The organism is Acinetobacter sp. C15 (assembly GCF_013420645.1).
GTDB lineage: Bacteria > Pseudomonadota > Gammaproteobacteria > Pseudomonadales > Moraxellaceae > Acinetobacter > Acinetobacter indicus.
The window spans coordinates 1-24,013 of the sequence record NZ_VOXR01000034.1; the positions used below are offsets into that span (position 1 = coordinate 1).

The following is a 24,013-nucleotide window of genomic DNA, read 5'->3' on the forward strand; positions in this document are numbered from 1 at the left end:
AATGTCAACGATGTATAACCGGGTGCCGAATGGCGCCTTAGCAGAGGCTTGAGCCGTGTGCTGGGAAACTCGCATGCACGGTTCTTAGGGGGTTGGACGTAGGTAACTGCGTCTGACTACCCGACAATCAAATGCGACCTTGGGCGTTGGGACGTAAGAACTGGCTGTTTGCAGGTTCGCTGCGCAGCGGCCAGCGAGCGGCGAATATCATGACTTTAATCCAGTCAGCAAAGCTGAATGGCTTGGATCCGTATGCTTATTTAAGTGATGTGCTGAAAAGGCTACCGACACACAAAGTGACCCAAATTGAAGAATTGCTGCCGCACTGCTGGAAACCTAAATCGAATTAAAAATTGGTATGGGATTCAGCGGACGCTTACGACTCAAATATCTCTTGCCGTAGATAAAATTATAGATTGAATCTTTGAGCGCATATTGAGCAACAACTTGTGGCGTATCACCTGTATCCAAAAAAATGTAGCAGCTCTTAATTTCTTCTTGCATGGACAGATTTTTAGAAGTCATCACTCATAGCCTCTGATTTATTATTAGCGCGTACCCGAATTTTTTTGGTAGCAAGTGTTTTCCAACTTCGTCATTTTGTGGGTTCGCAATATTAAGCAAACTATTTTCCAAGCCAAATACAACGAGAATGGAAATAAGATTTTTTAGGTTAGAGCTGGGTTTGCCGCTTTCAAGTCGTGAGATTGTCTTTTCATCCACATGCACACGGTTAGCCAATTCGCTAATCGTCATATTCCGGTTCATGCGTGCTGTTTTGATTTAGTATAAAAATAAAGTTAGTAAATAAATCATATAATTCAGATACTTTTTTAGTAAATATAAAATCTATTTGATTCTATTTTGTTAAATTTGAGACTTTTATATTCTATTATTTTAACGCTAAAAATAATTTACCTGTGCAGAAAAAAAATGATGACACCATTGCTCATTGATGCATTAACAATATCTGAAGGTAGGTTTGAAAAACCATGCCCAGCTTTAGTTTTGAAAATGATGTTACTCAATGGGGAAATAAGCAGTGAGTTTTCAGAAAAAATTAAAAATCAAGCATTACTACTGCTCGCGATATCGTAAGTTACTGCTTGCTGTCGATAGGGATTTATGTAAGGTAATAAAAAGTCTAAAGGACAGTGTGAAAAGAAGACACTGGGGAAAATGGATAAAGCACAGGACAATATGGTGGTTGTAGACCAACTTCGGCTAAAGCGTTTAGATCCAGAAGAAATGATTTTATTTGGCGGATTCAAGCGGCAAGTGCAACAGTATAAAAACCAGCCATCACTTCACTCGGTGTATACTAACCTAGGGTTTTTCTAGGACGATGGTTGGGTGCAAATTCTATCTACTCTATTTGTTCCTTTGACACGTCATCAAACGATGATGATTTTGGCAGATATTGACGGATTAAACCATTCGTATTTTCATTTCTAGCTCGCTGAATAGACTTGTAAGGATCAGCAAAATACGTCTCTATGCCAACATCAGTAATTCTTTTGTGTTCGGAAAATTCTTTGCCATTATCAAATGTCACACTATAAGCATGGCTCATTTGTAAACGATCTAATGCACAAGTAATCGTTTGAGAGGATGCTCTCGTTGGCCCTAAATGAACAATATGTACATACAGGCTCTTTCGATCAACGAGAGTCAATAAAGCACCTTTATGATGTTTACCAATCACCGTGTCACCTTCGAAATCTCCTAAACGTTGTCGTTGATCAAGGTACATCCAGCCAACCGCGTTGTGTTAAAGCACCTGAAATTTGTTCTGGTGACCAGTCCAAACCAATCAAATAATCAATATAAGCGAAGGCAAATGCTGTCATTGATGATGAAGGACGGTACCGTCTTTGACTTGCAAATTTAGCTGCCTGTTGAGCTCTATATCCACGTTGCCCAGTATTTCTTTTTAATTCACGGTAGATGGTTGATCGTGAAAGTCCTAACTCCCGAGCAAGGGTAGCGACTGAACTTTTACTTTTCAAATTTGCCAAGGACAAAATTCTTGAGGAATATCACGCCATGTGGCGCATGTACGCAGTTTCCATAAGATCGCTTCCATGATATTTCTACTATTCTTTGAACGGTAGCAATCATGTAATCGCATAGTATCTTGAATTTGCTGACAGATATCATCGGTAAGAAGAGTACGTGCCATTGAAAATATAGAAATAAAAATAAGTCAAAGGAAGATTTTAAGTATTTAAAACCAATTCTTCAAATGAGGACACGCCCTAATAATATTTATTAAGTCGATAATCGAGCTTTGCTCGACTAATACCCAACAAACGGGCCGCTTCAGACACATTGTGTTTGGCTTTTTGCATCGCGGTGATAATCAGTTGTTGTTCATGTTGTTCTAAAACCCCAACCTTGGCAAGGTCACCGAGATTTATTCCATTAAATGACCTTAATTATAAGTATATGATTTGATTACTGGTATATAGTTTTTGGTGGAGTAAAATTTTGATCAATTTAGATCATTTAATGTGGTTTTGGTCACTTCATTTTAGACATTTTAGTTTATAAAAGTCACCTATGTTTTGATGCTGATTTTCGTGAGAAATAATAACAATATATAGTTTAATATAATGATTATTAATAATTTATAAATCGACTACAACATGTAGTAGCGAAGATGCTCAAAATGCACTTACTACGTAACATCAGTTAAATAAAAGTCTCCCACAAACCCAATACGGTTCACTTGGGCCTATGCAGTCTGAAATAGGTTTATAAACTTAATCTGATCTTAAGAACTTAATGTTAGCTTTGTAGAGAAAATCTCTTGAAGGATGAAACGAGTGGATCAGCGAGTAGATGTACTAAATTTTAAAAAACTATTATATCTAATGAGCGTCTTGATCTTGATTAGCCTTGGGCTATGGTGGGGAAGTAAGCTGCTCTCGAATAAAAATATAGAGGCTAAAGTAGAGAGACAGGTTTCAGAGGCTGAGAGGAGTCCTGAAGTCTCAGAGCAACAAATCTTAATTTCTTCAAAACAAATTGAGCAAGTTGGGATCAAATTACACACATTAGGTGCTTCTTCTACTAACATACAAAAACAAATTATTTTACAAGGGCAAGTACAGTGGTCACCAGAAAGCAAAGTTGTACTGACTAGTCCTGTTTCAGGAATGGTGCAGCAAGTTTTGGTACAACCCTTGGCAGAAGTTACCCGGAATCATCATGTACTTGCTGTACATAGTCCAGATTTAATTCAGATTCAAAATGAAATATTGCAGCTTCGTGCTCAACAACAATTAGCCCAGCAAAATTTAACACGTGAACGTAGCTTATATGCTGAAGGCATTATTGCCGAGAAGCGTGTGCAAGAGGCACAGAATCAAGTACAGCGTCTTAATATTAACTTAGGTGCAAAACAGCGAATGCTGCAATTTATGGGAGGAGGGCAGGTAAATAGTCTAAATTCCATTGTCTATGTTAAAAGCCCAACAAGTGGTTATATAGAAAACTTACAGGTTTCTACAGGTCAGTATGTTGAGGCTGGTACAGTATTAGGTCAACTTGTAAACGCTGATTCACCGTTACAATTGTTATTACAAGCTAATTTAGCTGACAGTAAATATGTGCATATTGGGGATGTTGTTCAGGTTGAAGGTTGTGATATTACAGGGCATATACAAAATATCGCTCCAGCACTTGTAGGGAATACACAAACTCAAAATATCATCGTACAAATGGATACCAAACATAATTGTTTGCGGGTGCAACAATTTGTCAAAGTTCATGTTCAAAGTAAGCAGCCAACAGTAATTGCAGCATGGCCAGTACCAAGTACTGCCATAACCTCACAAGATGGTAAACACATTATTTTTGTTAAAAATCAGAAGGGGTTTGAAGCTGTAACGGTTGAAGTTCTATCAGCTGATCAGCAGCAAAGTTATATTACAGCTGAAAAATTAAAACCCAAAATGCAACTTGCTATCAGTGGTGTAGAGCGTCTCAAGGCGGTGTGGTCTGGCTTTGGTGCAGAGCAAGCACCTATTAGCACTACAGAACGTTGAGGTGAGACATATGTTAAAACGTCTTATCGCCTTTTCACTTAGTCAGCGCATTTTAATATTATTGCTCACATTGGCGATCAGTGTGGCAGGCTACATTGCTTTTACGAAACTACCAATTGATGCTTTTCCTGATGTGTCAAGTACGCAAGTACAAATTGTGATGAAATCGCCCGGCATGACGCCCGAAGAGGTGGAAAGCCGTATTGTTGTACCCATTGAACAAGAAATGTTGGGAATATCTCATCAGACAGTAATGCGTTCGCAATCTAAATACGCGATTGCGATTATCACATTAGACTTTGCTGAAGGCACTGACCCTTATTGGGCTAGACAACAGGTGAATGAACGTTTAAGTAATGTGATGTCTGCATTACCAAGTAGTACGTCAGGTGGAATTGCACCCATGACGACCCCATTAGGTGAATCTTTTATGTTTACCTTACATGGGCCACTCAGTGATATGGAAAAACGAACTCTACTTGATCGGGTGGTTCGTCCACAACTTCGTAAAATTGAAGGGGTCGCCGATGTTAACGCTTTGGGGGGACTTGTTCGTACATTTGAAGTGACCCCTAATTTAGAGGCCCTGGCGGCACGAGGCTTATCTTTAACACAGCTACAACAGGCAATCGAGCTAAATAATGCCAGTGATGGTGCTGGGCGGCTTAATGAAAATGGAGAGTCATTACTGATCCGAAGCGATAGCCGCGTCAGAAACCTTGAAGAGTTAGGCGATATTATTGTTTCTAGCCATCAAGGAACATTGGTGCGGGTTAAAGATGTTGCACAGGTACATACTGGAGCACTCACACGCTATGGTGCAGTGACTGAAAATGGCCAAGGTGAGGCTGTCCAAGGTATTGTATTAACTTTAAAAGGTGCGAATGCACGTCAAGTCGTTCAACATGTTCGTGAGCATTTGTCCGACATTGAAAAAACTCTGCCACAGGGTACAACGATTGAACCATTTTATGATCGTGGTGAGTTGGTAAACCGAGCCATTCATACCGTAAGTAAAACGTTATTAGAAGCTATTGTCTTAGTCTTGATTTTACTTTTATTGTTCTTAGGAAACCTAAGGTCTGCTTTAGTGGTTGCGGCAGTTTTACCATTATCTGCACTAAGTACTTTTTTGATGATGCACCATTTTGGTTTAAGTGCCAATTTAATGTCTTTAGGTGGTTTGACGATTGCGATTGGTTTATTAGTGGATGCTGCAGTTGTAGTGGTTGAAAATATTGAAATGCAACTTGCTGAAGCAAAAGAGTCACCGCAACGTTCTTTTTTACCGCCATTAAATATGATTTACCGCGCAGTGTCTGAGGTTGCAGTACCAGTCACAGCAGGCATGATCATTATTATGTTAGTGTTTATTCCATTGGTCACGCTTGAAGGATTGGAAGGGAAGCTCTTTTCACCTGTGGCTTTAACAATTGTATTTGCTTTATCAAGTTCACTAATTTTTTCTTTGACAGTGATTCCTGTACTGTGTTCATTCTTTCTAAAACCGAAAGCACATCACACACCCTTTTTAGTAGCTAAATTAGAAACTGGTTACCGAAAACTTTTGAATCTGAGTTTAGCCCATCCTAAACAGATTTATGTCTTAGCAGGTGGTACCTTACTTCTGGCTGCATTGATTTTCCCATTCATTGGAAAGTCATTTATGCCAACCATGGATGAGGGAGATACTATTTTACAGTTAGAAAAAATCCCTTCGATTAGCTTACAAAACTCAATTGCATTAGATCTGGATATTCAAAAACGTATTTTGGAACAAGTGCCTGAAGTTGAAAGAATTGTGGCACGTACAGGTTCTGATGAATTGGGATTAGACCCTATGGGGTTAAATGAAACAGATAGTTTCATTGTGCTAAAACCACAAACGCAATGGCAAGTCAAAAATAAAGAGCAAATTTTAGAAAAAATTCGTCTTGTACTTCAAGATGTTCCTGGCGTGAACTTAACATTTAGTCAACCCATAGAGATGCGCACTTCAGAAATGTTGTCTGGAGTACGAGGAGATTTGGCTGTCAAAATTTTTGGAAGTGATTTAGACCAGCTTAATGATTTATCAAAGCAAATTGCAATAGTTCTACAAGGCATTGAAGGCAATGAAGATGTCATGACACTCGAAAATTCGGGAGTACAGTATCAAGAGCTGCGAATCCATCGTGATATGGCTATACGAAATCAATTGGACAGTCAAAATGTTCAAGCCCAACTCAAGATGCTCGTGGAAGGCAAAGAAATAGGTTCCATTATTGAACAGGGGCGCCCTGTTCCATTAATGATGAAAGGGGATCCACGTTTGGGAGAGTCGAGTTTTGAATTTTCCAATATTGCCTTGCCAATTGAGAATGCAGCTGCAGTGCCATTGTTATCTTTAGCAGAAGTGGTTAAGACTGAGGGTGTCGTAAAAATTGATCGTGAAAATGCATCACGAATGTCAGTGGTACGTGCCAACGTACGTGATCGTGATTTAGTTAGTTTTGTAGATGAAGCAAAACAATTGGTTGCAGAGAAAGTCAAGTTACCAACCGGCTACTCACTCAAATGGGGGGGGCAATTTGAAAACCAACAACGTGCGGCTGCTCGCTTAATGCTTGTTGTACCTGCTGCATTAACAATGATCTTCTTTTTACTATTTACGACTTTGGGTTCGGTGCGTCAAGCCGTATTGGTTTTCGTCAATATTCCCTTTGCGTTAGTCGGTGGAGTATTTGCATTAGCATTAACAGGTGAGTATTTATCTGTTCCTGCATCAGTTGGTTTTATTGCCTTGATGGGGATTGCTGTACTGAATGGTTTAGTGATGATTAGTTATTTTAATCAACTGATTTCTCGTGGTGTTGCAATTGAGGAAGTTGTTCGTGAAGGTGCTATGCGCCGTTTACGTCCAGTCATGATGACCGCGAGTATTGCAGCTTTAGGTTTGATCCCATTGTTATTTACTACTGGCCCTGGTGCCGAGATTCAACGTCCATTGGCGATAGTTGTGATTGGAGGGCTTATTTCTTGTACTTTGCTGACTCTGATTTTACTTCCTAACTTGTTTAAAAAATTTGGTTTAGCGCGAGATCATCATGTCTGAAATATGCCAACTCTCTATTAACGTGTCCTCTGATATTGCTGAAGAACTTATGGAGCATTTGTGGTTAATTCCTGAGTTGATTTCAGGGTGTACTTGTGTCAACGCACAAGGGTTTGGTAATCGCCAACATTATCGTAATGTTCAGGAAAAAATTCGCGGAGCAACTGAACGGAATCTTATATTGCTGATTGTACAACACGAATCTGTATCATTGGTTTTGGCGCATATTCAGCAAAAATTTAAATCAAGTGATTGTTTTTATTGGGTCATACCTACATTAATTTCTGGTTATATGAGCCAAGGAGCACTTGACTAATGACATTAAATATCAAATTTAAATCAACACTTCTAGGCCAAATTTGGTATCTGTTTGGGTTGGGCTATTGTTTTACAGTGGCTTCGACAGCAATTGCAAAACCTCAACTTGAAGCTGCTTTGCCACCACTTGAAGCAGTACAACAGAGTCTAGTAGAACATCCGAATGTGCGTGCTGCAATATCAGAGCAAGATTATGCAGACTTTGCCCGACAAGGATTAAAAGTAGGGCAAAATCCGTGGACTGTTACAGCCGGTATGCAAGTACGTAAGACGGATACACAACTAGAGCGAAAACAAGCCAATAGTTATGAACCTAGTTTGGGGATAGAAAAACAAATACGTTTGCCTAATAAATACCGGCTAGATCAAGATCTAGCACAACGTATTTCAAGTATTGCAGAACTGAAGTATGAGAATGCTCAACATCAAGCATCTAAAATGTTGTTAAATAGTTGGTTTGCTTATATGCGAAGCACATTGCATTTGAAGCGACTGCAAGAACAGCTGGATCAAATTCAGCAATTTATCCAAGTGACTGAACAACGTATTCGAGCAGGAGATGCACCACGACTTGAGCTAATGCTCTTGAAGAATGAGTACCAACAACTTGAGGAACAATATATGCAAGCTAAAGCTGCATATATTCAAGCTCAGCAATTGTTGGCCCGCGATTATAGAGGAAAGATCCCTGAACAGTGGAGCAGCGATGTTATACAGCCTAGCCCTATACAGTATAGTCAAGCAGAGTGGGTACAGAAAATTTTGTCAGTTAATCATGAGTTAGCACTCGTAAGGATGCAAGCTACACAGCAATACGCAGTATTAAAAAGAGAGCAGCTTAATAGACTGCCAGATCCTACGATTGGTTTTGGTTACAGTAGGGAGCAATCGGGAGAGGAGAATTTATTAGGGGTTAGTGTTTCAATTCCTTTGACTGCGCGACAAGTCGGTATTGCTTCAGGAATGGCAGCGGCAGAAGCAAAAAAAGCGGATTTGGAGGTATTGCGTGTAGAAAAACGTCTGCGTCAAGAAATACAGGGGTGGGTGATTCAAATGGAGTCAGCGACTGTACGGAATACGAAGGCGCAAGAAAACTTACAACTGTTGCAACAACAACATCACTTGATGCAAAAAGCGTATAAATTAGGTGAGTTGAATCTCAATGAGCTTTTGTTGCATTCGCAGCAATTGATTGAAGCACGTAGCCGAGTCGATCAAGCTAAAGTAGATTATGCAGAAAGTATGAGTTCCTTATTACTTGATTCTCATCAATTGTGGCCTTTACATGAGATGGATAGAATTTAACAGTAATATTTACGAGCATAGTAGGGATTATAAATTTGCGCTGTAGTTTGGTAAGCAAGAGAAAAAGGTGTTATGAGAGTTCTATTGGTAGAAGATGATAGCTTGTTGGCAAAAGCAACTGCACGTGGTCTAGATCAAATGGGCTTTGTAGTTGACATTGCGAGCACAGCAGAGCAAGCGTACCATTTTTTAGTGAGTTATCATTATCACTTTATTCTACTAGACTTAGGTTTGCCTGATCGAAATGGGATTGAAATTTTAAAATCACTACGTCGCAAAAAGAATCAAGTTGGAATTATTATTCTGACTGCTCAAGATCAGGTTGATGATCGTATTACAGGTCTAGAGGCAGGAGCTGATGATTTTGTTGTTAAACCTTATGATTTACATGAGGTCGTAGCAAGGATTCATGCTGTATTACGCCGAATTTCAGGAGAGGTAGGGGACCTAATTCAGGTTGGAAATATTAGTATTAACAAAGCGAGTAAACAAGTACTGTTAAATCAAGTCGAAATTGAGTTGACACATAAAGAGTTTCATTTATTGGAGTTATTTACTCTCAATCGTGGTCGTGTAATTTCGCGTGAAAATATAGAAAATTCATTTTATGCTTATGACGTTGATGTGAGTAGTAATGTTGTACAAGTCTATATTCATAACTTGCGTCGGAAATTAGGTAAAAATATTATCCGTACAGTACAAGGTTTTGGATATATCATGGATGAACAGCATTAAATGGCTGATCCAATTCGCAGCTATTCATTAACCCAGCGCTTATCTATAATTTTACTGGCAATTACCACTAGCGTTTGGTTGGGTAGTTTAGGAAGTATTTATTGGGGAATGCAAAACACTGCCAATAATATTTTTGATAAGTCATTAGCAGAAACTGCTCATGCTTTATTGTCTACGACTCTAAGTACCCTAGATGGAAAAGTACCGCAGCATACAGTGATTGAAAAAGCTAAGGGTGAGCATTATGACCAAATTGTATTTCAAATTTGGCATCGTGATGGACAATTAATTTATCGTTCTATTGGTGTGGAAACACAGCCATTTGTTCAGCAAGATAATTTTGGTTGGATTAAACTGAATAATAATACTTATCGTAGTTATTCTGTTTGGGATAGTACGCATACAATACAGGTACAAATTGCGCAGGTTTGGACAATTCGAAAAGATATTCAGCAAGATATGTTGCTGTTTTTGATTTTGGTTTCAATCATATTTTTGCCATTATTATTATGGTTGATTATTTGCACGATCCGTCGTCATTTATTGGCTGTATATAGCATTAGTCAAAACTTAGAAAAACAATCCATTGAACATTTAAATCCAATTAAGCCAGTTGTACCGAAAGAAATAGAACCTTTAGTGAGCTCTTTAAATACCTTACTTAGTGAGATTGCTGAAAGTATGCAACGTGAAAAACGTTTTACCTCAAATGCCGCTCATGAACTCCGTACACCATTAGCTGCTATACGCTTACATGCCCAAGTACTTCAAAATGCACGTTCCAATGAGGAGTCTAAGGAAGCTGCACAGGACATTATTACAGGAGTAGACAAAGCATCAAGAATGATTACTCAGTTGCTTACATTAGCGAGGCTTGAACCGAATGCCACACAAAACAAAAGCAATATTGATTTGGTAGATATTGTTAAAGGTACAGTTGAAATGATGGGTATTCAGTTCAGAAAAGCAGGTGTAGACTTACAATTGCATCTCACCTCAGTGTGCGTTTGGGGGCAGTCAGATCAGTTGGAAATTATGTTGAGAAATATACTCGAAAATGCCATTCTTTATCGTAGTTCAATACATAAACCTATTATTAAAGTCAGTTGTGGAAGTATTGGAAATGGTAGTTTTATACAGGTTGAAGATAACGGCATAGGTCTAGATGAAGCACAAATCCCATTTATATTTCAGCGTTTTTATAGAATAAATCAAGCCAGTTCTGTAGTAGGAAGTGGTCTGGGATTATCTATTGTGAAGCAGATTATTGACTCTCATTTAGGCAAGATTACTTTACAACGTGCAAATGCAGTTGGAGGATTGATTGTCAGAATTGAATTTTTCAAAAAATTGAATATTTATTAAAACGATAGTCAAAAAAATAGATTTTATCATATTGATTTATAAATTTAATTTAAATGCTGGCGTATATCGTTGTCCACTCATAATGTTCTCTCCTATGCAAAAAGAATAGACGAAATTTGTCTAGGAGACTTGCCGAGACTTATAACATCTCGCATGATAGTGTAAATCGCTTTCTAGAACGTGAAGACTACACACCTCACGACCTATATCAAGAAGCAATTCAACATATTGATAATAATAAACTTATAGTCAGTATTGATGATACTGTTTTAGATAAACCCTATAGTCAACATATGGACTTGGTTAGCTATTTTTGGTCAGGCAAACACCACCGATCCGTCAAGGGTATTAATCTCATTACCTTGTATGCGACAGATCAGAATGGTCAAAATATTCCAATTAATTTCCGAATTTATGACAAATCTGAAAGTAAAACCAAGAATGATTACTTTATGGATATGTTAAGTGAAGCACTCAGTTGGGGTGCAAAGATTCAATTTATTACAGGTGATAGTTGGTATTCATCGACTGGAAATCTAAAAACCATAAGAAAATATGGTATTCGATTTATGTTTGGTATCGACTGTAACCGTAAGGTTTCCCCAGAAAAAGGACAATGGTTTCAACTGCGTTTATTGCCAAATTTCCATCAGGGTCAAGTGGTCTGGCTCAAAGATTTTGGCTTTGTACAATTATTTAAGACTCAGTTAAAAGAACAGCAGAGGTTTTATATTGTGCATCAAGATGAAGATGATTTATTGTCCTTTGAGGGTTTTCATGAATTACATTCAAGTCATTGGAAAATAGAGCAATATCACCGGGTGATTAAACAGGTTTGTCATATTGAAAAGTTTCAAGTAAGACGATCTAAACTGATTTTGAATCATATTTTTTCAGCCTTGATGGCCTACGTCGAGATACAAAAGAACCAGTTTGAGCGGATCTTTGAAAATGTATATCGTTGGCAGAAGAAATTATTTAGACCAGTTATCAAAAACTTCATTGATGACTTTATTCTCGATAAAAATCATCTGCTACCACAGAGAATCTATAAATAATAGTGCGTAAGTCCTATATATTATCTTTCTCACAATTTCATAAATATCAATTATCTAATAAGTTGACAAAAACAACTAATCATGCGAAAAAGTTTTTTTAGTTAACAGATGTTCACACATGCCTCGAATTGTTTCTGTACCACTTAGTTTAGAACAGCGAGAACGACTCATTTTTCTGGCCAAGCATGCAAAACATTGGCGTGAAAGACAACGTGCCCAAACTATTCTCTGGCTTTCTGAAGGTAAAAGTGTTGCGGAAGTTGCCACTCTACAAGAACGTATCCCAGAAACCATAAGGCTACAACGCCGACGTTGGGAATTGTATGAGTTTGAATCGATTAAAGAAGGTCATCGCTCAGGTCGGCCCAATACATTGATCTCAGACTATCAGGCGAAAATCCTAGATTGGGTCAATACAAGTCCACTCAATGCAGAACAAATCCGAGTCAAACTACATGAAGAATACGAAGTGTCCGTGTCTGTTGAAACCATTCGTAAGTTTTTACGTGATTCAGGTATGGTCTTCAAGCGTACCCGTCATAGCTTGAAAAAAAAGAGATCCGATTGCATTTGAACAAGCAACACAGCAGATTGAAAAATTACGAGAGCAAGCGGCACGTGGTGAAATTATATTAGGTTATGTTGATGAAACAGGGTTTTCATCTACACCTGATAACACTAAATATAAAAAAAATGGAAGAATAATTTACTAAGTTATTGTTTTTAAGTTGATCCTTGTTTTATATGGGGGTGATAATAACTTCTGATTACTAGTTTTTACCTTAAATATACCGATTGAAAGATTCATTTAAAGGCTATGAATACATGAGTTTTACAGTTTGGCTAGGTCAGCATGAGTACTTTTCACAAGATTTAAGATCGACCATGAACGTGATTAAGTTATAGGGGATTGATGAAATAGTTTTTATGAATTTCTGGCTTTCTGGGCTGATTTTATCAAATTCATGTCTATGCAAAATTGCGACATATTTCTCGTGCTGGTAGTTATCCAGAGTTTGGTCTGCATCTATCCATAGTGCAGACCTTTTTTTGGTGACAGTTTTTTCTTAGTGATTTTCGATCTGGATGTAGTGATTTCACGTTTGCAGAATATATCTTGGCGGTGATCCATCTAATATTCGTGATTATAAAGAGAGCTAATTCACAGGTTCTACAGATTATGTAGCGACTAACTATATCAAAGTCTATTTGCAGTTGATGGTTGGCGCTTAGTTTATATTTACGCTTAGGTTTCAGTTAAAAAATCAATATTCTGTTGAATCCGTGATTGAATCATCTGTAGGGTAGATTCTCGAATTTGATGGGGATACAGGCGCTGCGCAATTTGACTAAATTGAAGTGCAATTTCACGCATGGTCAAGATGATCTCATCGACTTCTAGAGTAGTCAGATTAGCTTCTGAAGTACCGAGTTTATGTATGTCATTTCGGGAAATATTGAGCGCTTCTCCCATAATGTCCATTTGATGATAACCACCTGGACCCTCGCAGAAGGTCACATCATAGGCTGGAGCCAATTTCCATTGACCATTTTTCTCCATGAGAAATGAAAAGTTCTTAGTATGGTCATCCCGATTATTGAAAAGCACATTAAACACAGCACGTTTAAAAGCATGCAATCTTTCTCGTACATCTTGCGTACACATCAAGGTTGCCCGGAGAAAATTGCGATAGTCTAGGCTACCTGGAACTTTATAGTCTGCTCCTGTATATGCAGCCAAACTCTGCATTGGAATCCGCATACCATTTTGACGATCGAATCGTTTAGAAGCAAAAGCCGTTAAACCATTGGGCAAATTAAAGAAATGGGTATCTGGAGTCTCAATTGCACAAAGTCGCAAACATTCTGCATAGACGGCTTCAATGGCGCAGACTTCAGGATGCTCTTGCTGAGCAGGAAACTTAATCAGCCAGGCTTCATGTTGATCAGAATCTTGAGTCGAAAACTCTAAATTGACAGGATCTCGGTAAACCAACGCTTTTGGTCTGGCACCTTGAGGGGAGCCACCCATGACCAATAAATGCTGTAGAAATTCACCACCTTCACCTTTGAGTACTTCTTGAACTTCCTGGGCCAGTTGTTGTAAAGGGATATTTTCTGAGGTTTGCATGTCAGCAACACAAGGTTCAAAGGAGAGGGCACCCATTGCGTGACTACTAATATAGGTCAGACGCTCCAAAGGTCCAATTCGTGCTGAATTTAAGCCAATTTTTTTGAAATATCGATCCATCAACATCATGCCCCAACCATCTGGTAAAGCGTCATAGACTGGACCTGGGAGTCCCATTTGATGAGTAGGAAAACCTTGTCTGAATGGTAGACCTTTTAAAGGCAGCAAGTAAGAAGAGAGCTCAACACCTTGCTGTATTGCTTCTGGACTATATTCAAAAGCAATGGTGGGTCTACCTGTCGTGGCTGTTGAACTAATCAGCGTTCCCCATAACCATGATTCGCCCCAACCGTTGTAATAAACATTAAGTCTATTGAGCATTATCCCTTCCTCTTAATACGGTGGCGCTTACTTTGACTCTCATAGCGAAGAATGTCATTCACACTGTTAAGCTGAGGTTTAAATAGTTCCTGAAGTTCGTTTAATCGACCCAAGACCATTGCAATACGGACTAAATTTTCAACAGATACATTTCGTCCCGCTTCAAGATTCGAAACTGTATTCACGCCGACACCAGCGCGTGCTGCTACCTCAGCTTGAGACATCTCCAGAAAGAGTCGTTGCTTACGTAAACGCTCACCTAAAAGAGTCACAACTTCTTCTGGTTTAGTGAAATATAAATCCATTAAATTGGGTCTTAAGAATGAATAATTTAATTAAATCACAAAATAATGGAATTAATCTATAGCTATAGTGTGGCTAAGGAGGGCTTTGTTGCACAGCACATCAGAAGGGTAGGTATAGTCCTTGGGTATCGGTTACAGAAAATCATCAGGATGTACTTTGACTGATTGTTGATACGGAGATTTCAGTATTTTCATTTTTCCTAATAGGTCACATTACTTAGAAAGGGTTCTTCGAAAATTAGTTCATACTTTAAAAATCCTATAAATATTGAGGATATTTTCTTAATGCTTTCAATATAGCATGCGGCTATATGTAACTCGAACGGGCTTAATCTGCCTTTCAGTATAAATTTTTTGGGCGTGAGAGGGGAAAGGTGTGAGGGCAAGCAATTTATATCGTGGATACTTCTAAATTACTTATGTAATAGAAGGTGGTAAACATGGATTTAGAGGTAATAACACTAAATATAAAAAAATTGGAAGAATAATTTATTAAATTATTGTTTTTATGTGGTTATTGGTGATGTTATGAATAATAATAACTTTTTTCTTGATGAATTTTACCTAAAAAAATTGATCAGATAATTTTCTTTAAATGTCATGCATACATAAATTTGACAGTTTGAAGGGATCGGTATGTGCATTTTTCACAAGGTTAAAGATCGACCATAAATGTGATAAACGGCAGAGGATCATTGAAAAATGAATGGATTTAAACACTACATGTATGCACGAAAAAAAGTATCGCTGCGGTTCTGCTGACAGGCTGTATTGAGCATTGAATGCAAATGATGTAGTAATTGTCTACAGGCTATAGGACCAACATGAAGAAGAATGAAATGTAGTTGCCAATTTATAACCTTGGTTGAAAAGCATAGCATTGTTATTCGGAGAAGTGAGGTAAGCCATCCTTCTCTTATTCATTTAAAATGATTCTTACTCAACTGATCTCGACTCATGGGCTGGTTCCAATTAGACGGATAATAACTTCCATCCCCTATCTTTTTCTTACCACATTTCTTGCATTTAATCCCTTCTTTGGAGATTTGATTCAGCATCACTGTTGTCGGTTGAATCAAATCAATGACATAGTTCGTTGGTTCAGGAAAAGCAGAAGAGGCTGCTTTATTGCAAAAGAGAACATTCGGATCAAATGGATTGGATTGCACAAAAGCCATGATACAGCCACAGAGTAATTCACCTGCATGTAATCTGTAACATCCATTCAGGTCATCAGACGAAGATTAATCTGAAATTTAAGCACTAAACGCCATAAATCTATGTATGGGCAGACTTTTTTGAGACATATGTTGATAAACATGCGGCAAGTTACATTGCTTAAAAGTCTATCTAAGTTAACGATCTATTCAATTCTGGATAAGTAATCTGAATATTACGATCCTAAATTACCCGAAGAGTATTAAGATTTCTAAGAATCGTGATTGTTGGTTTATTTGGGAAATTAATCAGTGGATTGAAGCAAAGATGATGGCTCATTAAGGATTGTGGGCTTCGACTACTTAAATTTTAGGTATTTTGAATAAAGCATATTTCAAAAATCTTAATTAATGGATTTAAATTACCATAAAAACCTTCAATATTGACTTGAATCCATTGTTGTTGAGAGTCAATGCGAGACCAATCAATACCATAACCACAATGAGCAATCAGATGCTCAAAGAAAATCCGTTGTGTACGTCCATTACCTTCACGGAATGGGTGTATGACATTAAGCTCACAATACAAGTCGGCAAGTTGAGGAATCAGTTGTTGTGGTGCTAAGCCTTGAAAGTATTTTTTTTCTTGAAGCGGTTTGAGTAGTTTATTGGTTTCAATTTCAATACGGGAAAAATTACAAAAACGGGTGTCACCTTTGGAAATATCGATTTGTCTTAACTTTCCTGCCCAGTCGTATAAGTCGCCAAAGAGCTGCGCATGAATTGATTTTAAGTATTGTAAGTCGTAAGGTGGTTCAGCATATTCAATTAAGTTACTTGCCAATCCAGACAGTTCTAGTTCAGCTTGTTCTAAAATTTGTTCATCATGAATATTGAGTTTGTTCTTTAGGATATTTGTGCCAGGGTAACAATACAGGCTGTCACCCATTTCCCCATATTTATCCATACATGCACCTGACTAAGTTTCGGGTTGCGAATACTTCTTATATTTTTGCAAGATTTCAGCTTTACTTTGTTGAGTTGTTTGAGCTGTCGTTGTAATGCCTTCAAGCTTTAGGCTGGCTTGATAGTTTTGCGCACGTGTCGCTTGAATATATTTTTTTTTCTGTTCAGTGGTTCTGAGCATTTCGAAACTCCATTGATGCTACACGTGAAGTAAGTATAGCAGAGAATCTTTTTGATCAATGCTGCATACACAGCATTTCAAAATGTAATATAACGGTATTGTTTCATGTAATAACAGAAAACTAAAAAAAAGTGGAAGAATATTTGAAATTTAGATCAACTTTAATAAGAAAAACCTATGTATTTGTTGATAATTGTAATTTTAAGAAGATTTGATTGATTAATTAAATGAATTTTCATATACAAAGATATGCTCATTTTTTATATCGATAAAAATGTTAAAATTTGACTATTTAGTAAAAAATATAGAGATTTTTATGGGGCAATTTATAATGCCCTTTTGCTTTGGTCGAAAAAATGTTCAACTTGAGATAGTAAAAATCAACTCAGAATTACTGAAAATCAAAAAGATTAAACAGAGTCAGAAAGCCGTAGTACAAGCAAAGTTCAAAGCAATCTACGTCAAAATTTGGCAAAAAATCTTGCTATTGATGCAAACGGAGCCTGGCTTACGTGTGCATTCTAATTATGTTGCAATCTTACAGTTGATACATAATCTTGATGATTTTATCGAAAAATCACAACAACACTTGTGCTTTGAAAGAAAAGCTCAGAAAGAACTGGATGCTAAATTTTTTGCAAGATTTTTTAAGCTAACAAAGAATTCAATAAAGGATCAACTTTTACCAAATCGTTCTGATCACAATGAATTTAAACAATGCAACGTGATAAAAATATTAAGCGAAAATGAATATGCCAAACATTGAAACACAAGAGCAATTCTTAGATTTAGCAGAAAAATATCAACAAGATTATTGTCTATTACGTGATGATATTGTAAATACACAATTTGTCGATCTATCAGATGATTTGTATAAAGATGTCTACGCTCTATACAAATTAGCACAACAAATTTATAGCTATATATCAGGCTCCAGACAGATCGGTAAGTATTCTTTTTTAGCTGCTGTGAGTTTTTTTGCATGTCCAGATTCTAGTAATACACAAGAGCTGTCATCGCAACGTTATTTGATTCTACAAGCGAGTTTTTTAACATATCGGCAGTATCAAGAATTTGCAAAAATTGATAAAGCTGAGAATAAGCAAAAACATGTTTGTGACCTATTACGCTATGTCTCACGATATGTGCTGGATTCTAATCATGCTGAATTATTTCATGAATGTAGTAAGCTGCTAAATTGTTATGTCACGTACGAACGTAATTTGAAAAAAGAGGATCGTAATCAACTTTTTAATATTAAAGATTTCGAACAAGTACAAGTCATAGAGTATTTATCGGCTCTATTAATAATTTTTAAAAGACTAGATGATCGTCGTGTAGTTCATCGTCAGCGTAAGTCAAAAAAAAGCAAAGTTTTGCAATGGCCGACGAAAAATGAACTCAAAAAATTTCGTGAAATTAAAACGGGTAAGCAAGTAGATATTGGACATAACGCAAAGATTAGTATTTATGATGCCGCTCTTCACAAAGATGAAGAGGGTGAAGTTGATCTATTAGATCCTGAAATGGAGTTTTATTCAGAAGATGAAAAGTCTAAAAATTTAAATTATATACTCAGCGATAATGCGACGCATCTAATGCGGCATCGCCAGCGCCGTCATGCTCCTTTTGTTACAAATCCACATTATTTGGCGCCAGATATACTGAAGCAAATTGTTTATGTGTTGAGAACCGAGTTATCCGGGCACTGGAGGGATGCTGCAATCGCTGCAGCATGTTTATTGTCACTTTTGACGGGATTATCACCCGTCGCACTGATGGATTTTAACGAGCTTATTCAAGATGGAATTTTGATCCAGAATGGTTCAAGTAGACGTCGCGAATATTTACTCAAATTAAATCTTAAAATTACAGAGCAGAAGATTAAGAGCTTAAATCATGTGCGGTGGAATGAAGTGATGACACATCAACTACATTTACCTTCTGCTTGGTTTGACTATATAGAACAAGCATCGAATCCACTAATTTCATCAACACACATTAATACGAAACTTAAGAATTGGCTTGATAATCGGTTTGTAGGTTCGATCACTGTAGAAAAACTGCAGGCTCAATTATATTTTCATATATATTATGAAACATATAATGAATATCTTGCTCATGTAATTGCTGGGCGGGATAGTCAGCATCACATGCCTGGTATCTATTATGGCGGGCTACCGAAAACTCAACTCAGTAGCACATATCTAGCCTTTTTAGAAAAAGCACTTACACCACATTCCACACATTTTACTGAAGACACGGCTGAACTAAAAATATTGCAACAACAATTCAAAGTGCAATCTGCATTATCTATAGGAAGGATAGGGAGCCAACTGGCACTTGAACCCAATTTTGTGAAAGAGCAATTCCATATTTTACATAGACATTGTCACGAAAACATCCAAGAAGATAAGCACATTATTAATCAACTTAATGCATATGCGTGTTGGATGTGGCATATCAGTTTGTTGAGTTTGGCAAGTCGGCCTAAAAAAAACCTGTTGGGGAATTTGGATGATTATTGTGTTGAGCTCAAGCTTTTATATGTGAATGATAAAAAAAATAGTAAAGCAAGAAAAGATGGTCGTTTTATCCCTTTATCTGATTTTTTCATAAAAACACTGCAAAATTACACTGCCTTTTTAGAACAAATTATTGAAGCGTACGGTTCATTTTTTAGACAAGTCTTTGCAAAGAAGAAGATAACTGTAAATGATCTTTTTGGTAAGGTCATTTTTAGTAAAGATATCTTGCCGATAACTGTCAAAGAATGGCAGAGCAGGAAAATTAAGTTAATCCCTTTATCGAGAAAATGGGTGAATTCATATATGCAAGGAGTCTTTCCAAAGAATATGTATTCGAATTGGTTACGTCATTTTGACATGAACTTTTTGATGCATGAGCAGCAAGAGGGTAAACCAGCATTAGCTTTTCACTTAATTCAGGCCCTGTATGGTCATGACCAACGTGACCGAGAGGCTTTTCATCCGCATTCTTCACTTATCCCGAATGTCTATGTACAGCAAGCCCGCCAGCAATTGCAAGATAATGTCAAATCTTTATCGATTAAACACTTAGAGCGAAAATAGTTGTATGCAAAAAATCAAAGAACTAATAAAACCACAACTAGATGATCTATTTGTTGATATTCATAAAATGGTGAAAAAGTCGCTAGATAGACAGCCTTCTCCACCTGAAGTATTGACGAAAGAAATGCAGCAAAAACTTGATCAGCAGATCGCTGAAAAATGGCATGACATTAAAGATAGTGTTGATTGTTTGAGTCAAAAGTTGAGCCGAGACGAACAATCAAAACTGATGCAATTTACTGAAGATGAATTTAATAAAAGAAGGAAGCAATTCAACCAGAATGTAGATAAAAAATCATACAGAATTAAGCTAAATCCACATACTAAACGGATCGTACTGCCTAGAAAAATTGAGAGTACAGAGTCACGGTTAGAACAGGGGCATCTACATATCCATGTACTTAAGGAATTAAGGCAGTATTGGCAAGATTCATTTGAATATTGGAATGAACCAAAGTACTTATGGGGAAATTTATGCTTAAGTTTTATATATATTTCAGGCTGTGCAGATGAACAGCATTTGATTGCTATTCAGAAGCAATTGCAGGAGGCCATTGAGCTTGGTACAGATCTGAATTGTTTTCGGTTATACCATTCGGACTACAAAAAAATCACTAATCCATTGTTACTACATTATCGTGTTGAAAACTCTCAATATGGCAACGATGTAGAACAGGGAAAGTTGTACCAATGGAAACATGTTTTTTTTAACCCATATGCGCAGTTCATTTTGCAATATTTAAAAAAGTTGAAAGCTGCTCAGAAAGAATTTTGTCTGCAACATTCAGTTGAAGATTGTATTTTAGAAAGCTTGAGTAAGATAGGCAGGAAAAAAAGTCTTGGGGATCTGCAATATCAAATTAAACGCCGTGGATTTCGTGCATTTAATGATGTGCAAATGGTACTCGAATTTAATCCAAACCTCAGCATAGATATATTTTTGAGTAATGTGCTTCAGCAAGAGATTAATACTGTTGCTTTAAGGCCATCCGAATTTAGATTGCTGTGGAATAATGATTACAATCAAGTCACAGAACCAGATAATCGCCCTATTCATTTTGAACAAGAGCAGTTACTTCCTGAAGTTCCGACTGTTCAAAGCAAATTACAAACGATTCCGTATGAGTTGATGTTGTTTGGTCAAAAGAAACGTAAAGGTCAAAAAGTTGAGCGTTTAGATAAAAAGAGGAATAAAGAAGAACGCACGCTACGTTTTTGGCAAGAAACTAGAAGGGTGTTAGAGGAGAAGATAGTTGATGCTAATACGGAGGAAAAGTCTTTAATTGATGCTCAACTACGCTTAATTCACTGGTTAATGCATTTAAAAAAACGAGGGCTTCAATTATCAACTATTGAAAGCTACTTAGGATCGTTTGGCAAAGAATTTATATTTGAGATTTGGCTCAATAAATTAGATTTAAAGCAACAATCCATAGATGACTATGAGGATTTATATCGGCAGCTATTGAAATACAGCAGTGAACGTGATGAAAAAGCAGTTCAACGAGATTCGGTGAAAGGAAAAACCTCTCGTAAGATGCACCAAAGCGCAGAATACCGTTTTGGTCGCCTAAAAGATTTTCATCAATTCTGTATAGAGAATTATGATGCTCCAGGGGTATTGGTGTTACAGAATTCAAGTTTTAAGCATTTACAAATTTGCAATGCACGGCTAGTGAGTCCTTTGCTATTTGGCAAATTATTGGAAAAACTAGAAAATTTAAGTCAAGAGCCAACGGCATCAGAGTGGGTCGATCATCTGAGTTGTTTAAAGCTGATGTATTTACTAAGTTATAGAACTGGACTTCGATTAAATGAAGTTCGTTGTCTTAAAATACAAGATATTATTTGCCCAGAGCTACTTTATAAAGAAAAAGAAAATACAGTTTTTAATAATATCACGCTTCATATCCAAGACAATTCATATCGCCGTCTGAAAACGCGAAGTGCGAATCGTCAAATACCATTGAAAATTGCATTGTCAGAACATGAGTTTTTAGTAGTACAACGTTACATACAACATCGTTATGAGCAATATTTGGTTAATCAGCAGGATGATCTACTTTTTAGTGTGAATCATCGTGTATTAACTGATCAATGTATCAGCAAAATTACAGTAGATTTGTTTAGTCAAATATTAGGTATGCATCATGGCTTTAGTTTTCATACATTACGCCACAGTGCTGCTAACTATCTAGCAATAACTTTGCTCGGTTCAAAAGAAATGATCAAGACCTACACAGATTGTCCTTGGGTAAAAGCAAAAAAGATGAGGGATTTATTGTTTGGTATGAAAGCACGTGCTCAAGAAGAGATTATTCAACATAAATGGCAGGTGCTCGCCTCTTGGATGGGGCATAGCAGTATTGAGCAAACGGCTTCAAATTACCTTCATGTTTTGGATTTATTAGCAGTCGATCGAATTTATAATTCGCCGTGTATCATTTCAAAAAAAGTATTAGAACAGTGTTTTAGTCCAGTGAAGTCAAGTACAGACTACATAAACCTAAATCGTTATACTCAGCAGCAGAAATGGTTTAATTCTTATCAGCAAACACAGCCAGTTACGATGGCTGGCCGACAAGAAAAGAAGTTTAGTATAGAGAAGAGTACTCTGACACCTTTTCAACGTTTGATAAGTTTTAGAGAAGGTCGATTAAGCGAAGATACCCAAGCTCAAGAATGGATGCAACGATGTCAATGGATGAGCACTAAATGGATGGATCGCCAAAAATTTAATTTAAAAACGAATTATGTTTATAGTAAGAATTTAGAAGAGAGTTGGTTTGATGAACTTTACGAAAAGGCTAAAAAACTGACTCGTCCAGATGAAATAATTCCTCTCCTTGATTTTCATTATAAAGATGATAGGCAGCAAGATGCACTGAAAGAAAAGAACATGGTTAAGGCGCTTAAAATATTATTATTATTTGGAAAACTGCGTAAGAATTTTCTACATTTTCAATGCCGAATGAAAGGTGATGAGCAACAAATTGTTAATTTTATTACTGGTATAGAGCCAATGTTAGGAGATCATCTGTATTTAGAAAAACAAAACTACCCAGTTAATTTGGATGCTCCTGAGCGAACCGTTAAATTTAGTTTTCAAAGAGTTGTCGGCTCTAACAAAAAAAATGTTACTCCGCTGGTTATATTTAATTTAATGTTAAAAATGATGCAAAAAGATGAACTCTGGATCAAATAGCCTAAGCATGTTAAAGGGGAATTGTTTAGAAATTTCCCTGTTTATAAGTAAACTGCCTTTATGAAAAGCACCATGCTGACTTGGATTAATAAGCGGAATGTAGTATCACAGTTTGATCGCTGGATTTACGAAAATGGTGTGAAGATTAGCGGTATGGTAAATCGATGAGCTAAAGTGTTGTAGTCCAAACTCGATCTGACAATTACCCATTTTTTAGTGTGCCCGTCAGGTTAAATTTGAACTGAATTTTTCTCAGCCCAAATTCATTTCCAATCAAGTTATGTTTCAAGTGGCGTGCGAACACTGCACAATTTAATTCACGGTGCCTAAGACAGGTATCAACTTCGGACCAGCCATTCTAGCTTTGCTAATGATTTCCACCAGCTCATCATAAGTCAGTTCAAACTTATCCTCACTATCAAATACATAGACCATATTCTTGCCTTCATGTTCAGGTGGAGTAGGTGGTACAAATCGTTTCGGGATAAGAATTTGTGCGAGTTGTTCGTCAGTTAATTTAAATAAGTGCATGTTTTTATCCTACTGTTCCTTAAAATGTATTCAAACATACTCAAGGACTAATTCGCACTCTGTTAATGTCTTGTTGCCAAGCGTGTAACTAGAGCCTGAGTCGGTCAGTTCCGACTTGTAGCGGTCAGTCCGTTCTT

20 protein-coding genes and 4 pseudogenes are annotated in these 24,013 nt (G+C 37.1%); 14 read left to right on the plus strand and 10 right to left on the minus strand.

What is annotated here, in order from left to right; all coding sequences use genetic code 11:
• Positions 1–122: 122 nt before the first annotated feature.
• Positions 123–350: pseudogene (locus FTT63_RS11740) on the plus strand (transposase domain-containing protein); the annotation flags it as partial.
• Between the two features lie 178 nt (positions 351–528).
• Here the strand turns inward: FTT63_RS11740 and FTT63_RS11745 are convergent.
• Positions 529–783, minus strand: coding sequence for a helix-turn-helix domain-containing protein (locus FTT63_RS11745; RefSeq protein WP_370530233.1), 255 nt, complete (start codon positions 781–783; stop codon positions 529–531).
• Between the two features lie 150 nt (positions 784–933).
• On the opposite strand from FTT63_RS11745, the pseudogene FTT63_RS11750 reads away from it, so the two are divergent.
• A pseudogene (locus FTT63_RS11750) lies at positions 934–1,260 on the plus strand (hypothetical protein); the annotation flags it as partial.
• Positions 1,261–1,321: 61 nt separating this feature from the next.
• Here FTT63_RS11750 and FTT63_RS11755 read toward each other — a convergent pair.
• From FTT63_RS11755 to FTT63_RS11765, 3 genes and pseudogenes are all read right to left on the minus strand, one after another.
• A pseudogene (locus tag FTT63_RS11755) lies at positions 1,322–2,027 on the minus strand (IS30 family transposase).
• A complete protein-coding gene (locus FTT63_RS11760; RefSeq protein ID WP_155757414.1) occupies positions 2,006–2,182 on the minus strand; it encodes a transposase in 177 nt (58 codons plus the stop codon). Before FTT63_RS11760 ends, FTT63_RS11755 begins: the two are co-directional and overlap by 22 nt.
• Before the next feature lie 76 nt (positions 2,183–2,258).
• Positions 2,259–2,387: pseudogene (locus FTT63_RS11765) on the minus strand (helix-turn-helix domain-containing protein); the annotation flags it as partial.
• 441 nt (positions 2,388–2,828) lie between these two features.
• Between FTT63_RS11765 and FTT63_RS11770 the strand changes: the two are divergent.
• From FTT63_RS11770 to FTT63_RS11805, 8 genes are all read left to right on the plus strand, one after another.
• Positions 2,829–4,052: an efflux RND transporter periplasmic adaptor subunit gene (locus FTT63_RS11770; RefSeq protein ID WP_004974297.1), complete on the plus strand. Its 1,224-nt coding sequence runs from the start codon at positions 2,829–2,831 to the stop codon at positions 4,050–4,052.
• Between the two features lie 10 nt (positions 4,053–4,062).
• On the plus strand, positions 4,063–7,146 hold the full coding sequence (locus FTT63_RS11775) for an efflux RND transporter permease subunit (protein ID WP_004974298.1): 3,084 nt from the start codon (positions 4,063–4,065) through the stop codon (positions 7,144–7,146).
• Positions 7,139–7,462: a DUF3240 family protein gene (locus FTT63_RS11780; RefSeq protein ID WP_004974301.1), complete on the plus strand. Its 324-nt coding sequence runs from the start codon at positions 7,139–7,141 to the stop codon at positions 7,460–7,462. Before FTT63_RS11775 ends, FTT63_RS11780 begins: the two co-directional genes overlap by 8 nt.
• Positions 7,462–8,769 carry a TolC family protein gene (locus tag FTT63_RS11785; protein WP_004974304.1) on the plus strand — a complete coding sequence of 436 codons (1,308 nt, stop codon included), beginning with the start codon at positions 7,462–7,464 and terminating at the stop codon, positions 8,767–8,769. Before FTT63_RS11780 ends, FTT63_RS11785 begins: the two co-directional genes overlap by 1 nt.
• Positions 8,770–8,853: 84 nt before the next feature.
• Positions 8,854–9,504 carry a response regulator gene (locus tag FTT63_RS11790; protein WP_249920782.1) on the plus strand — a complete coding sequence of 217 codons (651 nt, stop codon included), beginning with the start codon at positions 8,854–8,856 and terminating at the stop codon, positions 9,502–9,504.
• Positions 9,505–10,869, plus strand: coding sequence for an ATP-binding protein (locus tag FTT63_RS11795; RefSeq protein ID WP_004974307.1), 1,365 nt, complete (start codon positions 9,505–9,507; stop codon positions 10,867–10,869).
• Positions 10,870–10,985: 116 nt separating this feature from the next.
• On the plus strand, positions 10,986–11,927 hold the full coding sequence (locus FTT63_RS11800) for a transposase (protein WP_159153750.1): 942 nt from the start codon (positions 10,986–10,988) through the stop codon (positions 11,925–11,927).
• A gap of 118 nt (positions 11,928–12,045) precedes the next feature.
• A complete protein-coding gene (locus FTT63_RS11805; RefSeq protein ID WP_004973749.1) occupies positions 12,046–12,501 on the plus strand; it encodes a helix-turn-helix domain-containing protein in 456 nt (151 codons plus the stop codon).
• A 672-nt stretch (positions 12,502–13,173) separates the two neighbouring features.
• Here FTT63_RS11805 and FTT63_RS11810 read toward each other — a convergent pair.
• The 5 genes from FTT63_RS11810 to FTT63_RS11830 form a co-directional block, all read right to left on the minus strand.
• Positions 13,174–14,439 (minus strand): type II toxin-antitoxin system HipA family toxin, encoded by a 1,266-nt coding sequence (locus FTT63_RS11810; protein ID WP_000934717.1) that lies wholly within the window; start codon positions 14,437–14,439, stop codon positions 13,174–13,176.
• Positions 14,439–14,744, minus strand: coding sequence for a helix-turn-helix domain-containing protein (locus tag FTT63_RS11815; protein ID WP_000366814.1), 306 nt, complete (start codon positions 14,742–14,744; stop codon positions 14,439–14,441). The genes FTT63_RS11810 and FTT63_RS11815 overlap by 1 nt, the downstream gene beginning before the upstream one ends.
• 920 nt (positions 14,745–15,664) lie before the next feature.
• Positions 15,665–15,922, minus strand: a complete 258-nt coding sequence (locus tag FTT63_RS11820) for a hypothetical protein (RefSeq protein WP_004726728.1) — start codon at positions 15,920–15,922, stop codon at positions 15,665–15,667.
• Positions 15,923–16,271: 349 nt separating this feature from the next.
• Complete coding sequence (locus FTT63_RS11825; RefSeq protein ID WP_180066026.1) at positions 16,272–16,868, minus strand: putative adenosine monophosphate-protein transferase Fic; 597 nt, start codon at positions 16,866–16,868, stop codon at positions 16,272–16,274.
• Positions 16,869–16,880: 12 nt separating this feature from the next.
• Complete coding sequence (locus FTT63_RS11830; protein WP_002125865.1) at positions 16,881–17,048, minus strand: YhfG family protein; 168 nt, start codon at positions 17,046–17,048, stop codon at positions 16,881–16,883.
• Between the two features lie 274 nt (positions 17,049–17,322).
• On the opposite strand from FTT63_RS11830, the gene FTT63_RS11835 reads away from it, so the two are divergent.
• Genes FTT63_RS11835 through FTT63_RS15920 form a run of 4 tightly spaced genes read left to right on the plus strand, consistent with a single transcriptional unit; the run spans position 17,323 to position 23,513 of the window.
• Positions 17,323–17,814 carry a hypothetical protein gene (locus FTT63_RS11835; protein WP_227554687.1) on the plus strand — a complete coding sequence of 164 codons (492 nt, stop codon included), beginning with the start codon at positions 17,323–17,325 and terminating at the stop codon, positions 17,812–17,814.
• Positions 17,801–20,140: a hypothetical protein gene (locus FTT63_RS11840; RefSeq protein ID WP_127800787.1), complete on the plus strand. Its 2,340-nt coding sequence runs from the start codon at positions 17,801–17,803 to the stop codon at positions 20,138–20,140. Before FTT63_RS11835 ends, FTT63_RS11840 begins: the two co-directional genes overlap by 14 nt.
• A 4-nt stretch (positions 20,141–20,144) precedes the next feature.
• Positions 20,145–23,345: a site-specific integrase gene (locus tag FTT63_RS11845; protein ID WP_127800785.1), complete on the plus strand. Its 3,201-nt coding sequence runs from the start codon at positions 20,145–20,147 to the stop codon at positions 23,343–23,345.
• A 60-nt stretch (positions 23,346–23,405) separates the two neighbouring features.
• Positions 23,406–23,513, plus strand: coding sequence for a hypothetical protein (locus tag FTT63_RS15920; RefSeq protein WP_372551473.1), 108 nt, complete (start codon positions 23,406–23,408; stop codon positions 23,511–23,513).
• 144 nt (positions 23,514–23,657) lie between these two features.
• Here the strand turns inward: FTT63_RS15920 and FTT63_RS11850 are convergent, their stop codons facing one another.
• Positions 23,658–23,876, minus strand: coding sequence for a hypothetical protein (locus FTT63_RS11850; protein WP_000550047.1), 219 nt, complete (start codon positions 23,874–23,876; stop codon positions 23,658–23,660).
• Positions 23,877–24,013 lie beyond the last annotated feature (137 nt).

What these genes read in the sequence shown, in the direction of transcription:
- FTT63_RS11760 (WP_155757414.1), bottom strand. Translation starts at nt 2,182, where the DNA reads ATGGCACGTACTCTTCTTACCGATGATATCTGTCAGCAAATTCAAGAT.
- FTT63_RS11805 (WP_004973749.1), top strand. Translation starts at nt 12,046, where the DNA reads ATGCCTCGAATTGTTTCTGTACCACTTAGTTTAGAACAGCGAGAACGA.
- FTT63_RS11815 (WP_000366814.1), bottom strand. Translation starts at nt 14,744, where the DNA reads ATGGATTTATATTTCACTAAACCAGAAGAAGTTGTGACTCTTTTAGGT.
- FTT63_RS11810 (WP_000934717.1), bottom strand. Translation starts at nt 14,439, where the DNA reads ATGCTCAATAGACTTAATGTTTATTACAACGGTTGGGGCGAATCATGG.
- FTT63_RS11775 (WP_004974298.1), top strand. Translation starts at nt 4,063, where the DNA reads ATGTTAAAACGTCTTATCGCCTTTTCACTTAGTCAGCGCATTTTAATA.
- FTT63_RS11825 (WP_180066026.1), bottom strand. Translation starts at nt 16,868, where the DNA reads ATGGATAAATATGGGGAAATGGGTGACAGCCTGTATTGTTACCCTGGC.
- FTT63_RS11835 (WP_227554687.1), top strand. Translation starts at nt 17,323, where the DNA reads ATGTTAAAATTTGACTATTTAGTAAAAAATATAGAGATTTTTATGGGG.
- FTT63_RS11840 (WP_127800787.1), top strand. Translation starts at nt 17,801, where the DNA reads ATGCCAAACATTGAAACACAAGAGCAATTCTTAGATTTAGCAGAAAAA.
- FTT63_RS11785 (WP_004974304.1), top strand. Translation starts at nt 7,462, where the DNA reads ATGACATTAAATATCAAATTTAAATCAACACTTCTAGGCCAAATTTGG.
- FTT63_RS11850 (WP_000550047.1), bottom strand. Translation starts at nt 23,876, where the DNA reads ATGCACTTATTTAAATTAACTGACGAACAACTCGCACAAATTCTTATC.
- FTT63_RS15920 (WP_372551473.1), top strand. Translation starts at nt 23,406, where the DNA reads ATGAAAAGCACCATGCTGACTTGGATTAATAAGCGGAATGTAGTATCA.
- FTT63_RS11780 (WP_004974301.1), top strand. Translation starts at nt 7,139, where the DNA reads ATGTCTGAAATATGCCAACTCTCTATTAACGTGTCCTCTGATATTGCT.
- FTT63_RS11795 (WP_004974307.1), top strand. Translation starts at nt 9,505, where the DNA reads ATGGCTGATCCAATTCGCAGCTATTCATTAACCCAGCGCTTATCTATA.
- FTT63_RS11845 (WP_127800785.1), top strand. Translation starts at nt 20,145, where the DNA reads ATGCAAAAAATCAAAGAACTAATAAAACCACAACTAGATGATCTATTT.
- FTT63_RS11830 (WP_002125865.1), bottom strand. Translation starts at nt 17,048, where the DNA reads ATGCTCAGAACCACTGAACAGAAAAAAAAATATATTCAAGCGACACGT.
- FTT63_RS11820 (WP_004726728.1), bottom strand. Translation starts at nt 15,922, where the DNA reads ATGGCTTTTGTGCAATCCAATCCATTTGATCCGAATGTTCTCTTTTGC.